The following is a 16,656-nucleotide window of genomic DNA, read 5'->3' on the forward strand; positions in this document are numbered from 1 at the left end:
TTAAATTCATCAAGTGTCAGTCATATTTCTTCCAATTCACCTTACTGCGCATAAAATACCTCTTAACTTAGATGCCCTTTATATTATCTATGGGTTTATCAATACTTTAATTTATACTAAAACTATATTTAGATCGTGAATGGTTTGTACAATAAAAGAAAGAACATCTATTAAAATCTTGAACAGAAAGTGTATTTTTTCAATGAGCATCCAACCTTAGCAAGTTGTAAAAAGAATATAGACAGCGCTAAAAAATATATAAGAAATAATGATAAATAAGGTTAAAATAGCCTTTAATATTACCTTAATGATATTTCAGGCTAGAGGCTAATAATTTTATTTCATTTTTCTCTTGGCTTTTAAAAAAAGCTACTAAACTTTTCTAGGACAATCATCAACAGAAGGAAAAAGTACTGTACTATTACTATTTCTTTTTGTTACACCCGTTTTGAGTTCGTATATTAAATATTTGATAACCCTCTCCCTATTTTACTATCATTTTCTACCTGAGCATACTATCTAACAGACAAAAAATAGAATTTATCCAACATTATCTATACCTTCCAGTATTCTCTCTATTATTAATCAAAGTCCGTATTACACTTTTATTTCTGTACAAAACAGCAAAAAGAAAAGAAGTATATTACTCAATGCTTTTTTCTCTTTACATTAATTTTGTTGCATCACATTTAGCTAGCAATTCTATAAATTCTGGCATATTTTAAAAATTATAAGGTGCACTGGTGTTAAATAATTTTTAACACTTTTTTTAAATTTTTGTATCAATACTTGCTCTGCTTTTTATCAACAACTCCACTATTCCTAATAGTCTACATTCGACAGTAATGCATAGCAGTGTACGAATTATGTTTGTAATCATCATTAACATTCATATCATACTTTGTTAAAGTTTTATAACTTCAACATTATTCTTCTAAATTATCCATAAGAAGAACATATCAACCTTTACTATGTACATTAAGGTTTATTTTTAAAGCAGATAAATTCTTTTGACTAACTCCTCAATTATTATCTTTAACTAACTTTGCTCATTTTTCCTTCTACGATATCAAAAAGCAAATTCAACTATCATAAGGACTCTCAAGTTCCTCTGAACTTGGCTTTATCTCTTGTGCCCTCTACTTTACGAGCAATACCCTTCTTTCCATTTTCTTTACTATACGAGATTGCAAACATATTAATCCCATATATTACCAAAACTTATTATTAAGTTTTCATTAATACTATACTAATAAAATTAAAGCTCTAATTAAATAAACCCGGCAAATATGGACTACCTTAATCAGCTACACAGTAGGCAAAAATTCTTTAATGGTCTGAAATAAAATTTCTAATGAATGATCGTCAGACATATCATGTTTTGCTGATTTCGTCAAATGCACTTCAACATCAAGTGATTTGATTTTTTTAGCTAAATTTAATGAAGTCTGATAAGGAACATCTTTATCATTAATACTATGCAACAAACGCACAGGAGAATTTATGTCTATTCTTTCTTTATTTAAAAGAAGGTTCTTCCTACCATCTTCTATTAAATTCTTAGTTATTTTATATGTACAACTCCCAGAAGTAAAATCTACTACATTTTTAGAATCTAATTCTTCTTTTTGCTTGTCTGATAACTGCTTGAATATTAAATCTTCAGTAAAATCAGGGGCAGATGATATACCAATTAACGCTGCAATCCTTTCTGGAAATTGAAGAACAGTGAGCAACATCATCCACCCTCCCATACTTGAGCCTATAATTATCTGTTTTCCACTGGTTAATTCATTAATAACTCTAGCACAATTTTTTTGCCAATCGCTTATTGTATAATCAATAAAATTTCCACTTGAAGAACCATGACCAAAATAATCAAACAGTACAAGCTCTACATTGTTTTCTTGACAAAATTTATAAATAGCAGTTGCTTTAGTTCCATTCATACTGGATGCAAAACCACTAAAAAAGGCTATAGAAGCTTTTCTCCCTTTCAACTTTCGATATGCTATATACTTACCATCTTCATCAAATAATTTACAGTAACCCATATTATTTTGGTAAATCAATCGGGTTATCACTTAATCCCCGTAAATAGCTGACCAAGTCAGCTATTTCTTGTGGGTTAGAAATACCTGCAAATGCCATGCGCGTACCTTTTATATAGGCTTTCGGATTCTTTAAAAAAACAAACAGCTCCTCATACCCCCACCTTCCACCCTTTTCGAACATTGCTTTTGAGTAATTAAATGAATCACCAAGGTGTGCTTTTTTATTTCCAACTACATTCCACAAGTTTGGCCCTACCTTATTAAGTCCACCTTTTTCAAAACTATGACAAGCTACACACTTCTTTGCAGCTAACTTACCCTTCTCGAAGCTAGCATTCTGCATGAGCGCTTGAATATCAAGCGCTACTTGTTCAATCTTTTGCTGAGATTCACTGTCACCAGCAGCTACTATTGTTTGGTGTTCAATTTTATATTCTTCTGGACTGTAAAGCATATCAACTATATTACTGACTATCATAATCATTAGCCCAGAAAAAAGAATCGATGCTGCAACTTTATTAAGCTCCATAGTTAATTTTCATCAACTGGTATTACTCAAGTAATACAAATTTTTTTACAAAACAGCAAGCAATTAATTTTAAAATAAATTAATTCATCTTCATAGTAGAGCCAAATCAAAAATTCTGGTAAAGTAGTTTTATTTGCAAAAATATGCTATTTGATATCGAAAAGCGCAGCATAACAAACACACTATGGAAGTTGCAAAAAGCAGATCAAAGGGAAGTCTTAACCCTAATTCAGAAGTTTGAATTACCAGAAATATTAGCGAGAACACTTGTTACTCGCGGTGTCAATGTAGAAAACGCAGTCAACTTCTTATACCCACTAATCAGATTGCTACTACCAGATCCATTTCACCTTCTTGATATGGACAAGGCTGTTTACCGTATAATACAGGCAATAAATGATAATGAAAGCGTGGCAATATTCGGTGACTACGATGTCGATGGCGCAACATCATCAGCATTGATTAACAGGTATCTAAGGATGATTGGTATGCACTCTATAACTTACATTCCAGATCGTATTAATGAGGGCTACGGATTAAACTCAGATGCTTTATTACAATTTAAAAAGAAAGGTATTAACTTATGCATTTCCGTTGATTGTGGCACGCTTGGATATCAACCAATAAAAGATGCAAGAAACTTTGGCCTTGATATTATAGTTGTTGACCATCACCTTAGTACAGAAAAATTACCAAGCGCTGTGGCAGTTGTTAATCCAAACCGTCTTGATGAGAGATCTCCTTATAGTAACCTCGCAGCAGTGGGAGTATCATTTCTTCTGATTGTTGCTCTTAACAAGAGCTTACGTGAACAGGGGTTTTTTACTAACAGAAAAGAACCAAATTTATTTGATCTGCTAGATCTGGTTGCCCTTGGTACTGTTTGCGACGCTATGCAAATTACTGGCCTTAATAGAGCATTCGTCTCGCAAGGATTAAAAATTATGTCGACAAGAAAAAACGTTGGCTTACGCGTTTTGTCTGATGCACTAGGAATTCTTGAAAAGCCAAGTGTTTCTCGGCTTAGTTTTAACATTGGGCCATGCATAAATGCTGGAGGAAGAATTGGAGAAGCATCTCTCGGTACAAGGTTGCTCTCTACAGACAATGAAGAAGAAGCACATTCCATTGCATCAAAACTGATAAATTTAAATAACGCGAGAAAGATAATGGAAAATAAGGCTTTTGCGGAAGCTATAACACAAGTGGAAAAATCTATCCATTTAGGTGAAAACTTTATAATAGCAAGTGGTAATTGGCATCAAGGAATAATTGGTATAATTGCATCGAAGCTAAAAGAGCAGTTTCACTTGCCGGCAATAGTGATATCTTTAAACAATGGAATAGGGAAAGCAAGCTGCAGGTCAATTCCTGAAGTCAATATCGGTGCTGCAATCCTTTCCGCAAAGTATATGAATTTAATTATTGAAGGCGGTGGTCACAGTATGGCAGCAGGATTTTTAATTAAAGAAGATAAAATAAATGACTTACATCACTTTTTTACTAAGAAGTTTACAAACTCCACAAATAATAGAGCTTTAAAAGCCGATGGTATAGTGACTGTTAAAGCAATAAACTTATCTCTGTGGAATCAATTACAGCGTTTAGAACCATTTGGTATTGGTAATCCTGAACCAAGATTCATTATTCAAGGAGCAAAGATCAGAAAACCTAAAGTTGTAGGAGTTGACCATATAAAATGTTTCATTGCTGATAATGATGCTATAGTCAGAGCTATCGCGTTTCGTTCTGTAAATACTCATCTTGGTTCTGCCATCACACAGGGCAATATTGAAGCTATTTTAGGTAAAATCTCCGTAAATTACTGGAATGGTAACGAATTTGTACAGTTTTTAATAGAAGATGCATTAACCAGTAACTAAGTAATCCCATAAAACTAAATCCAAGTCTTCTGGCTTTAAGTAATTAAGTAGCTACTTATAATCAATTTTTAGTAACTAGCTAGCTTTTGTAAATAGAATTCCTACAATGCTCAACAGCACATCGTACATGTTATAAACTAAGAAACTACTTAGTAAATTTTGTCAACCCCTTCCCCTAAAACAGATCAATCTGTGCAAATTAAACGACAAGAGTATTACAATATTTAATTTTTGCGTTATGTTGCACTCTATACCTTTACAATATTTTTACAAGGCAGCCCCCCTTTTATCTATATTATTATATAATGTGAAAAACACACTTACAAAGTGTTTAAGGTAACACATAACTTTAATTTAAAGAATTAAAGAATAAAACAAAACTATTTACTATAGTTTTTTTTGCCTTTTTTCTCTATTTAGTAAATCTTCTTAATATTTATGCTAAAGCAATTTAAATGCACGTAATGTACAAAAAAAATGCCATCACTTTTTCTCTGCTTAGTCTATAGGTTAAATTACACAAGACGCTATATTAAGCCTATCACAGACTTATTATAGTCCAAACTCTTCATTAATTTTATCAACTATTTCTTGTGGTGGATCTTCTCCCCATCCTGAATACAAAATCTCTCCATAATCTGCAACATCCATAGAACCAGTTCTGCTTTTTGCAAGAAACATCTCTCTCTTATCTTTACTAACTAATACATAGTGCCACGCTGACCTTCCACGATCTTTACCACGAACTAGATATATAAGATCTGATCTACTTCTTCTTGCCGCATCAACAAAGGATCTCTCATTGAGAATTCTGCTTCTGCTTTTTATGCTGCCACTTTTGGAAAAAGCTTCCTTAGGCTCAGTTTTTTTGCTTGCTAATTCAGAGATTCTCCCTCTTTCTCCTAACGCACGTTCCTTTGTATTCTGAGATGAATACTTGTTAGAAAAACTTCCCCCTGTATAACCATAAATCCTGCTTGAAAAACGCTTAGTAAATGAATTATTATCGTTATCTTCTGTCATAAAAGTCTCCGAACTTTAGATTGTAGAATCCAAATTTTTGCTACACTCTATTATATGTTAATCAAATTAATATAAATGAAAAATAGTATAATAATCATTACAGGAATTACAGCTTCAGGTAAATCAGAATTATGCAATAATCTAATGAAAAAATATTTGAATATTAGCATAATAAACTGTGACTCAAAAAAGATATACAAGGAAATTCCCATAATTACTGCTCAGCCATTGAAGCAAGAAAAACCTTATAAATTGTATGGATATGTTTCGGCAAGAGAAAACTACTCCGTGGGTCTATGGCTAGAAGATTTGAAGAAGGAAATCAATAATGTATTAGAAAACTCACAAGTACCAATCATTACTGGAGGAAGTGGGTTTTATATCAGCAGTTTGATCAAAGGCTTGTCATCAATTCCACAAATAAGTCAGGAAGTAAAAAAAAATGTAAGTGAGTTCAGAAAAAATTTAAGCAAAGAGGAGTTCTATAAATTAGTGTTAAACAAAGACCCAAAAATTCAAGGTAAAATATTCATGAATGACTCACATCGCCTTTCAAGAGCACTTGAAGTTATTACTGAAACTGGCAAGTCAATTTTTATATGGCAAGAAAATAGACAGCCTCCTTTAATCAATAATTTTAAGATATATACAATTTTACCTAAACGCGAGGACGTATATCGAAAAATAAATTCCCGCTTTATTACAATGATTAAAAATGGAGCAATTGATGAAGTAAAAAATCTACTTGGTATGAACTTAGCCTTATATTTGCCAGCCATGAAAGCACATGGAGTTCCAGAAATTATAAAATACTTAAAAGGTAAGATTACCCTAAACGAAGCAATACAAATTGCTCAAACAAATACAAGACATTACGCAAAGCGCCAGTATACTTGGTTTAAAAATCAACTCCCAAACTCTGAAGTAATCAACTGCATAGAAGATTTTCACTCTTCCTTTAATCTAATACAGCCTTTTTTACTACTTATTCTGTATAACAGTCTCGATGTATTGATTGGTAGTTTAACTTGTTTTAAGTACTTTTTACTTTCAATAATCTAGCAAAGCTACCTGTTTCATTGTAACTACACATCTTTCTCCTTTATTATTCTTTTATATAATATAGCCAAAAATGCTCTTAATCAATTCTAAAAACTCTTTAAATGACATCAAAACAAACTTTTACTTTTTGTTGCATTCCATCGACAACTGGCTAATACCCTACCCCTTCAAAAATAGTAAGAGATAACTTACTATCTTTTATATATTACGCATCTTTCCCATCCTAAGATTTAAGTGAACTTCAGTAAGCTACGCAACTACTTATATAATTTTTCATTTTAGCTTTGTAAAAGCGTTAGTAGAAACTAGCTCTTCAACTGTAACTGTGCATAGCCTGAATCACTGTAACCAATATGCATTGTTAATGATTAAACCTGAACAATAACTTGTATCCCATAGGTAAATAAAGAAGATATGTTCCTTTAACATACAAGGCACTTACATACCTTATTTGGTTACAATCAGTAACCTTCCCTCCAAGGGATAATCCCTCTTGGAACTTGAGTTTCAACATATTTAAACATTCTCTTAAAAACTTCTTTTACAAAAAAAAACGGTAGTCTTCATCTTACTCTCTTTGAGAGTAAACTATTATACTCTGTATATAATTTTTCGATCAAATTTCTACTTATATTTTTGTTGTCAATAACAAAATCTATCCTTTGAAAATTTTTACAAACTTGTTCATCAGAGCTTACTGATCTATTATCCTTATCGGCTCTTAACATGCTAAAATTAAACTTTTTTGTTCGAGTTCTCAGCGAATTACTGAACTTTCTTTTTTCTCCTATATAAAATCATTTATTATCAACATCTTAATATAGAATGCAGTAGTACAATACATGAAATATTTAATAAGCCAACAAAAATACTTAACACTGATACAAGCTCTACAACGACAAATAGTAACAGCTTCATCACCAAACTATAGAACCTTTAGAAGACCTCTTATTAAGGATAAAAAGGTTTTACACATACATAAATCCCAGCAAACAACCAAAAGTACTGATTTCTCTAAAATAGCAATTTAGAGAACATATCTAAATTTCATTTCACAATACTGCCTAAACTCTGTGGTGGAAATAAAGTAATGAACCTGCTGTTTTATAGGCCGTCCAGTCATATAGATAGAAAAAAGTCATTACTTGATGCTCAAATTGAAAAATTTCAACTTTCATGGCAAAAGTTTGTGAGCATTACCCGCCTCACTCTTAAAGAGAATCCCATATAAAATAGTCATTGAAAGTAAAAGTCAATACATACTTATAATCTTTTTTAATTATTCAATTAATTATTGATATAAATTATTTCCAAACGGAGCCAATATAATTATTAGTGAAAACTCGAAAAATTTCCCAAACATTGGCAAATCGCTCATCCAGATTATGTATTGCTTAACATTAGCCTATTTTAAAAAATAGCTAGCATAGAATCGGTTTACTAATTGTATCGCAACATCACCGATAGAAGTATCGGAAATATGATAAGCTCTAGTTAAAAAAAAACTGCCCAATTTGCCAGAATGGATAAACGCCATGTTAATTAAAAAACTGCTAAGTTGAAGAGAAAATATTATGAAGTTGCACAAGCCAAGCTCATTAACTGAAGCGGAATTTTCAAGGAAAAGGCTTACTTATAGTAATTTTTACATATCGACTAACACTAAAACTTCAAGAGAAAACTATGTAAAAAAAAAATGAACAGAGAATTTACAATATCCAATAAATATATAAAAAACAAGTCTTGAATAACTATCGTTTTAAATTAAAAAATAATCAAGTTAGTATAATAGGTGAAATTTCAGAAGATAAAAATCTTAAGCACCATATGATAAGTAAGTTTACTTCAAAGTGATATTGGTAGTGGAAAGACCGTGATTGCACTTTTTGCAATGCTTAATCTAGTAGAAAACAATATGCAATCAGCTCTAAGCACCAACTACTATTATCTGCAGAAGCACAATACCATTATTAAATCAAAAAGGCTTTATTCTGTACTGATAATATAAAATTACTCTACTCTCTGGCGAGACTACACGCAAGAAAAATTATCATGAATGAACTTATAAGCGGTATTTTAAACATAGTGTTTAGCACTCACGCACTATCTCAAGCTAACATCACATTTAAAATTTTTGGGCTTGCAATTATAGGTGAACAATAATGATTTGTAGTGATGCAGAAAAATCTGCTTAGCAAAAAAAGGAGAAAATGCCGATATACTTTTTGTTACCGCAACTCCAAGAACTTTACAGCAAGCCATGTATAATAGTATTGAATACTTAGTTTTAAGGAAAAAGAAATCAGAATCCAGATTATCAATAAAAACTGTCACTATAAATATCAAGAAAGTACTAAATTTTACTAAAAGGTTCAAGAATACTATATATATGAGCAAAAAAGCATATTGAATTTATTCATACATAGTAGGAAACGGGGGAGCTCAATATCACTGCAGCAGAGATGCGCTTCCAGGAAGCATAAAAAACACTTTTTAATAAAGTCGAGATAATATACAGGAAATTAACCAAGGAACAGAAAAATCAAGTTATGTTTTCTCTCAAAAAAGATAAATTTTCTCTGCTTGTTACAACCACTGTAATAAAAGTTGGCGTAGACATACTAGATGCAACAACCAATTCTAATTATAGAAAATACAGAGCAACTTGGATTATCGCAATTACACCAGCTAAGAGGCAGCGTAGAACGAGGAAACAAACCATATTATTAATACAATAACTTAAGTCAAAGCTCACCCTCAAAGTTAAAGATAATGCGTAAGTCGCAAGATGAATTTTACATTCTGGAAAGAACATGATATTAAGAGACAGAAGAGATATTTTAGATATAAAATAATCAGGATACGTGAAGTTTAAATTTTGCTAATTTATACAAGAACAGAAAGTTACTTAATCTCACATACAACAACACAAAAAGCACAATAGTCAAGAATAAATCTTTTAAATTACTGCTTGATATATTTGAATACAGAAGTAGGCTTCATTTCTCAAAGTTTCAGTAGATTTATTGCATAGCTCTGTGTGTTATTGGTAACGTGAAAAACCGTACACATTCACCAAAGTTGTGATGATGTGAAAAGAAAATTCCTAGCTATAAGATATAAAACTTAATGAAAGAAGCTACGAATACCAGTAAAAAACATAGCGATTTTACTCTCATTTGCAGCTGCTATCACATCTTGATCTTTTAGCGAACCACCAGGCTGGATTATCGCTGTAATTCCATGTTTTGCACTTTCTATTATACTATCTGGAAATGGGAAAAATGCATCTGAAGCAAGCACAGCACCTTTACATCTTTCACCTGCTCTTTTTATTGCAATGTCCACACTGCCTATTCTACTTGTTTGCCCTGCACCGATGCCAATAGTACATCCACTTTTTGCTATAACTATCGCATTGGATTTCACATGCTTACATATTTTCCAAGCGAAAATCAAATCTTCCTTTTCTTTCTTTGTTACAGAATGCTTCGTCACTTGGCTAATTCTTCCTGCCTCTATCAAGTAGTTATTATTTTCTTGTATTAAAAAACCACTAACAACATTTTTGATCTGATATTTTGTACTTTTCTGAAAGGGTTTATAAATAATCACTCTTAAATTCTTCTTTCTTTGTAAAACTTCTAACGCTTCACTGTTTACTGATGGTATTATCACTACTTCTAAAAATATCTCACTTAATTTCTCTGCTAGCTTTAAATCTAGCTCACGATTTAAGGCTACTACACCACCGAAACTGCTTATTTCATCACACAATAAAGCCTTTTCATATGCTTCCAAAGCGTTATTACCAACAGCAGCACCACATGGGTTATTATGCTTGATTATCACTGCTGTAGGTTCTTTAAATTCAGAAACTATGTTAAGCGCAGACTCTACATCTAGTATATTATTATAACTCAACTCTTTACCATGTATTTTTTCTAGCGGACATTTTGTAAACTGATTGCTATAAAATGCAGCTTTTTGATGAGGATTCTCTCCATATCTTAGTTCTTGTGTTTTATATCCGTATAGAGCAAAAAACTCTGGTAATTCACTATTCTTACTCTGTGATAAAAACCAACTATAAATATTAGAATCATAGTATGCAGTGAGAGCAAACGCTTTAGTTGCTAGATATTTTCTATATTCCAATGTTGTTTTATTGTTGTTTTCAATCATTTGAATTTTTAGTGTTTCATAGTCCTGAATGCTAGAAATAACTGAAGTAAAATAAAAATTTTTTGCTGCAGCTCTAATTAAAGCTACTCCACCAATATCAATTTGCTCTACAATTTGCTCCTCATCTGACCCGCTATTCACTGTCTCCCAGAATGGATATAGATTAATTATAAGAAGATCTATAGGCTCAATTCCCAAACCTTGCATCTCCTCTTTATGCTTTTCCCGATCACAGAGTATCCCTCCATGAATTTTAGGATGCAAAGTTTTCACTCTACCACCTAATACTTCTGGAAAGTGTGTATAATCTGAGACTTCTCGCGTTTTTATTCCAGCATCAGATAGCACTTTACAAGTATTCCCTGTTGAAAGAACTTCCATTTGTTGCTGTATTAAAAATGATGCAAGGTCAATTATATTTGACTTATCATAAACCGATATTAAAGCTCTTTTCACTTCAAATATAGAAAATTTCTTAAGATTATACACAAAAAAAAAGAGTTGTCTATAGCTCTAACCCAAGCTTCTCAGTAGAATTTCTTCTTACTAATTATATCAGTTCAGTATTGTTCGCGCAGCTTCACGAAATACAGCTAGTTCTACACTCTAATAATCCCATTTTAATATTCTACTATGCTGATTAACTTCCTTAAAGACACACTATTTTGGTATTAATCCAATATAAGCATCAACCATTTAAATATTTTTCTATATTTCACCATAAATTGATACATATTACCTATATCATCATATATTATATTAAAGCTTTACGTACAATTATCCTTTTCATTGCTCATATTTTCTGCTTAAACAAGCAAACCTCTTATAAAATCTGTTTTATTTTCTATATACATTTCTCTATCTTAAAAGAAAATCTCACTTAGTTTATCTCTATAATTTAGAATATTTTCTCGCTCTTTTGTGATCTCCTTTCAAGCAGTTACGCAAAGCAAATAATAGCTTTTATGCTTTCTACTATCCTGAATAAAACACAAGCATAGAATAAATTTTGCTATGTGAACTTAGTAACTATACATATCACCTACTAAATATCATTTCTCTGTTCCGTAGATACTCATATTGTAATTTCCCCATAGCTTTGTGATATGATCGTCCACCAATTTCAATGATTTAACGGTTATACACGTATTTATAACTGGCTTTTCAAGATATTTTACTATTAATATATCATCAACATGCTCAAGATCAATTATCCAATTTTTAACTTTAGATAATATTCTATTTCTTTCTTAAATTGAATAGAGCAAAGTTTATCATACTCTCGAATTTGCATCATATTAACATCTAGAAAATATCATCCCTATTACAAACTGGCATTAATTAATCTAATAAACTAGCAAGTAAAATAGAAAATTTAACCGTTTTTTCTCCTCTCGCTATTACAGACTTATACCACAATTAAGCTTAAATATTCAGCATGAAAAAGCTTCTTACAAAATTCCTCCTTTGTTGCCATCTAAATAGCTGACACTGGAATCTGTTTTCTTTCCTTTTTTAGATCTCAGCATCACTCACTAGAGTGACACTAAAAAGTAGACCATCATTTTTCATATAAACAATAGTTTTGCAAGAAAACCCAGATTACTTTCACTTAAACAATAAATATACAAGGATCCTGCTAACTTTATTGTTTGATTCTATCCCATTTTAACACTTCCTATGAGCATTGTGGGTGTAGAAAAAAAACTGCAAATTATGGAAATTACTCTTAAATTAGATCACAACTCCTCAAATAAACTGCATACTATAAAGCAATTACATATACAGTAAGAAACTAAAAATGTTAGCAGGTAAGAGAAAGAAAGGGATAAAGGAAATCACTTTAAGCGTTGATACTAAAACTAGTCGCTTATAGGTTCACCATTTCTTCCGGTTTCACTATTTTTTCAAATTCTTTCTCAGTAAGCAGGCCTAGCTTCATTGTCGCTTCTTTTAGAGTGATATTTTCTTTATAGGCAAGTTTCACTATTTTTGCTGCATTGTCATACCCTATGTAGGTATTTAATATAGTTACTAGCATTAGTGATTGATTCACCAAATCTTTTATTCTTTTTTCATTTGCTTTGATACCAAGCACACATTTTTGTGCAAAATTTAAACTTGCGTCAGCTAAAAGTCTTATAGACTGTAAAACATTGTAAATTATTACTGGCTTAAACACGTTCAATTCAAAATGACCATTTGAACCACTAATAGTTACAGCAACATGGTTCCCCATAACTTGAGCACATACCATAGTTATTGCTTCACATTGAGTTGGATTTACTTTACCTGGCATAATTGAAGAACCAGGCTCATTTTCTGGTAATGTTATTTCTCCAATCCCACATCTTGGACCAGAACTAAGTAGCCTTATATCATTTGCAATTTTCATTAAACTAACTGCTATCGTGTTGAGTGTTCCACTTAACTCAACTAAAGCATCATTTGCTGCCAATGCTTCAAATTTGTTTTTTGCTGAAGTAAACGGAAGACCGGTGATTTTTGCTATTTCTTTGGCAAAACTCTCGGCAAAGCCTTGATTAACATTCAATCCTGTACCAACTGCAGTACCACCTTGTGCAAGCTCATATACATTGCTCAAAGTTAATTTTATCCTCTCTATTCCCTTTTCAATTTGAGTCATATAGCCAGAAAACTCTTGTCCCAGTGTCAGAGGCGTTGCATCTTGCAAATGAGTACGGCCTATTTTTATTATATTTTTAAATTCCTGAACCTTATTATCTAACGCTTTATAAAGCCATTCAAGATTTGGAATGAGAAAATGATTTATTTGCTTTGCCACTGCTATATGCATTGCTGTTGGAAAGGTGTCATTTGATGACTGACAACGATTCACATGATCATTTGGGTGTACAGGAAATTTACTACCTAAATTACCACCTAAAATCTCTATTGCACGGTTACTGATTACTTCATTCATATTCATGTTGGTCTGAGTCCCAGAACCAGTTTGCCATATAACAAGAGGAAATTCGTCGTTGAATTTACCATCTATTATCTCTTGTGCAGCTGTGCAGATTGTATTACCCACTTTTTCGTCTATAGTACCATACTTCATGTTCACACGTGCTGCTGCAAGTTTTACCACCGCTAACGCTTCAATTAGAGGTTCTGGTATTTTTTCTATGCCGATTTTGAAATTGTCCAAGGAACGTTGTGTTTGTGCTCCCCAGTAATGTTCATTTGGTACTTTTATCTCACCTAAGCTATCTGATTCTAGCCTACTTTTTTTACCCATATTCCCCCCTTTCATATCATACAAACTCGAATACGACTTCACTACATATTTCTCTCATGTGAATATTTCTACATCTTCATCATTAAACCATTACTAATCCACTAGTGTCAAGTACACTGGTATTATAATAGCTCGAAAGTAACTCCCTTTATAAGAAAGTATCAAGAACTAGCATAATATCTCTTTGAACTCTTAAATTATCTTAGCTATTAATAAATTTACTAAATAGAAAAAAGAACAAAGATTATTAAGAGTGCTATTCAAGTAGCCAACACCAAGATCAAAAAATACAGATTCCGATGTTACACCCTGAAATAACATTACTTATTATAAAAATAAATGTTTATTTATGAATTGCTTTAATATTTAAGAAATTTATCAAGTAAAAAAAGCAAAAAACCTAGGATAACTAGTACTCAAATATTGCTTACCAATTTTTGATATCCTCTTTGCTGTCTTAAACATTTTATAAGTGCGCTTCAGCACTTGTATAGGCAAAAAACTATAGAAACTTTATCAAGATAACAACACACATAGTACGAAAAACTAACATGAGATGCCAAATACATTGAGTTTTACCATTAACCTAATACAGAGATTACAAAAGTGAATAAAACATCTTCAGTATCATGATAAGGAAATTGATCAAGGTTGTTGAATAATTTCTGCATTTAATTTTAAACTAAAAAGAGCTCGAAATGCAAAGAGGTCAAACTTTAAAGTGTACGTTTAATAGCAGTATCTATAAGAGAAATTGTATTACCTATCCCATAAAGCTTTATGAAAGATCCCATTCTTGGACCGGTTTTTTGGCCAAGTAACGTTCTATATAGCAACTGAAACCAATCGCGTAAATTACTATAATTATGCTTTTTTCCAATTGAAAAGACATGAGATTGAATTTCTTCAGCAGTAGTTATAATAGGTAGAGAATATAGGGCATTCTTTAAATCTAGTAAAGCTTCTTTCTCTTTTTCATTTGGAACTTTATATGCTTTTGCTGGCTTGATAAAGTCGTGATAATACTTAACCGCAAAGTCTGAAAGCCTGTCGAGCATTTTATCACTTTCTGGTGTAATATTCGATACATAAGCAGATATAAAACCCCAAAGAATCTCTTTATTTTCAGCATTACAAGCTGCTGCCAGGTTTAAAAGTAACGAGAAGTTTATACCTGAAATCCCTATGCTTGGAACATTGCCTTGGTGAATATGCCATACAGGACTATTCATATATTTTTCTTTATCCTCATTATATAACTTAACAAACTCCAGATATTTATCAGTTGACCTTGGTATAACATCGAAATGTAAACGTTTAGCCTTCTTTGGACTCTGAAAGATATACAACGCTAAACTCTCTGTTGGGGCATAAGTGAGCCACTCTTCAATTGAAATACCATTTCCTTTTGATTTTGATATTTTCTTTCCTTCTTTATCAAGAAAAAACTCGTAGGAAAACAGAAGTGGTGGCTTTTCTCGAAGAATTTCACATACTTGACTTGAAAGTACAGCAGATGAAACCAAATCTTTTCCATGAGCTTCATAATTGACTCCAAATGTAGCCCATCTCATTCCCCAATCTGGTTTCCATTGCAATTTACATCTGCCTTTTGTCACTGGAACCTCTATTTTTTCTCCATCTGTATCTTCATATGTGATTGTTCCTTTATTGGCATTCCTTTCAATTATTGGAACTTGTAAAACTCGAGAAGCTTTTGGACATATTGGTAAAAACGGACTATAGGTTTGTTGCCTTTCTTCTCGAAATGATGGAAGCATTACATCCATTACTTTGTCGTAATTCTTCAGCAAAAGTAAAAGTTTTTCATCGTAAACGCCAGATTTATAGCACTCTGTAGCACTTCTAAATTCGTATTCAAAATTAAATAAATCAAGAAATTTACATAACAGTGAATTCATATGGTGGCCATAACTTTCGTGGGTGCCAAATGGGTCAGGTATCATCGTTAATGGCTTATTTAAATGCTCTTTTAGCATCCCTTGATTCGGCACATTATCTGGTATTTTTCGCAAACCATCCATATCATCAGAAACTACAATAATCTTAGTCTTTATATCAGGAGCTATTTTCTTTAGTGCATTCGCAACAACTGTAGTACGAAAAACCTCCCCAAAAGTACCAATATGTGGCAAACCTGAAGGTCCATAGCCAGTTTCAAATATTATCCCCTTTTTATTAGGAAATCTTTGTAATATTTTTTCTGCTTCCTGAAATGGCCAGCTTATCATCATTGAATTCAAATTACTTATCTTACCTAAAGAGGTACTCATTTCAATAGATTTTTAATTAATAATATAGTATTAGTGTTGAAGCTATTAGTCAGAGGGTCAAAAAATGTCTACAGGTAGCATACAAACAAATCAATTGTTTAAAGGTCTTACAAGACCTGCGATGCTTTTCGGTGTGAGTTATATGTTTGCAATATTAAATGTTCTAATTTGCATGTTAATTTTTATTAATATAAATGATCTTAGAACTTTCTTGATGTTATTCGGAATACACGGACTTGGTTATATAGCTTCCGCAAAAGAACCGCTGTTTATTGAATTATTTATGGTAAAATTAGGAAAGTGCTCAAGATGTTTAAACCGTCTTTATCATGGAGCTAATTCTTACGATATTACTTAATGTTAT

General features: G+C 32.0%; 10 protein-coding genes. 4 read left to right on the plus strand and 6 right to left on the minus strand.

Annotated features, from left to right (window positions below; all coding sequences use genetic code 11):
* Nucleotides 1-1,307 precede the first annotated feature (1,307 nt).
* Nucleotides 1,308-2,054 (minus strand): alpha/beta hydrolase, encoded by a 747-nt coding sequence (locus WOO_RS00395; RefSeq protein ID WP_014868742.1) that lies wholly within the window; start codon nucleotides 2,052-2,054, stop codon nucleotides 1,308-1,310.
* A gap of 1 nt (nucleotide 2,055) precedes the next feature.
* The gene (locus tag WOO_RS00400; RefSeq protein ID WP_014868743.1) at nucleotides 2,056-2,583 is read right to left on the minus strand and encodes a c-type cytochrome; all 528 of its coding nucleotides are present in this window, start codon (nucleotides 2,581-2,583) and stop codon (nucleotides 2,056-2,058) included.
* A gap of 143 nt (nucleotides 2,584-2,726) precedes the next feature.
* Between WOO_RS00400 and recJ the strand changes: the two genes are divergently transcribed.
* Nucleotides 2,727-4,466, plus strand: a complete 1,740-nt coding sequence (gene recJ, locus WOO_RS00405) for a single-stranded-DNA-specific exonuclease RecJ (RefSeq protein ID WP_014868744.1) — start codon at nucleotides 2,727-2,729, stop codon at nucleotides 4,464-4,466.
* A gap of 552 nt (nucleotides 4,467-5,018) precedes the next feature.
* Here recJ and WOO_RS00410 read toward each other — a convergent pair.
* Nucleotides 5,019-5,489, minus strand: coding sequence for a hypothetical protein (locus WOO_RS00410; protein ID WP_014868745.1), 471 nt, complete (start codon nucleotides 5,487-5,489; stop codon nucleotides 5,019-5,021).
* A gap of 75 nt (nucleotides 5,490-5,564) precedes the next feature.
* Between WOO_RS00410 and miaA the strand changes: the two genes are divergently transcribed.
* Together miaA and WOO_RS04085 are read left to right on the plus strand one after the other, a co-directional pair.
* Entirely contained in the window at nucleotides 5,565-6,551 is a 987-nt protein-coding gene (gene miaA / locus WOO_RS00415; RefSeq protein WP_014868746.1) for a tRNA (adenosine(37)-N6)-dimethylallyltransferase MiaA, read from the plus strand.
* Between the two features lie 2,549 nt (nucleotides 6,552-9,100).
* Nucleotides 9,101-9,289 carry a hypothetical protein gene (locus tag WOO_RS04085; protein WP_044135377.1) on the plus strand — a complete coding sequence of 63 codons (189 nt, stop codon included), beginning with the start codon at nucleotides 9,101-9,103 and terminating at the stop codon, nucleotides 9,287-9,289.
* A 388-nt stretch (nucleotides 9,290-9,677) separates the two neighbouring features.
* On the opposite strand, the gene purH is transcribed toward WOO_RS04085, so the two are convergent.
* The 3 genes from purH to WOO_RS00440 form a co-directional block, all read right to left on the minus strand.
* Entirely contained in the window at nucleotides 9,678-11,225 is a 1,548-nt protein-coding gene (purH, locus tag WOO_RS00430; RefSeq protein WP_014868747.1) for a bifunctional phosphoribosylaminoimidazolecarboxamide formyltransferase/IMP cyclohydrolase, read from the minus strand.
* Nucleotides 11,226-12,606: 1,381 nt separating this feature from the next.
* Nucleotides 12,607-13,998 carry a class II fumarate hydratase gene (gene fumC, locus WOO_RS00435; protein ID WP_014868748.1) on the minus strand — a complete coding sequence of 464 codons (1,392 nt, stop codon included), beginning with the start codon at nucleotides 13,996-13,998 and terminating at the stop codon, nucleotides 12,607-12,609.
* Nucleotides 13,999-14,714: 716 nt separating this feature from the next.
* Nucleotides 14,715-16,292 carry a lysine--tRNA ligase gene (locus WOO_RS00440; protein WP_014868749.1) on the minus strand — a complete coding sequence of 526 codons (1,578 nt, stop codon included), beginning with the start codon at nucleotides 16,290-16,292 and terminating at the stop codon, nucleotides 14,715-14,717.
* 64 nt (nucleotides 16,293-16,356) lie between these two features.
* Between WOO_RS00440 and WOO_RS00445 the strand changes: the two genes are divergently transcribed.
* Nucleotides 16,357-16,650 (plus strand): VirB3 family type IV secretion system protein, encoded by a 294-nt coding sequence (locus tag WOO_RS00445; RefSeq protein ID WP_014868750.1) that lies wholly within the window; start codon nucleotides 16,357-16,359, stop codon nucleotides 16,648-16,650.
* Nucleotides 16,651-16,656 lie beyond the last annotated feature (6 nt).

The sequence above is a fragment of the Wolbachia endosymbiont of Onchocerca ochengi genome (genome assembly GCF_000306885.1).
In the GTDB taxonomy this organism is placed as follows: Bacteria; Pseudomonadota; Alphaproteobacteria; order Rickettsiales; family Anaplasmataceae; genus Wolbachia.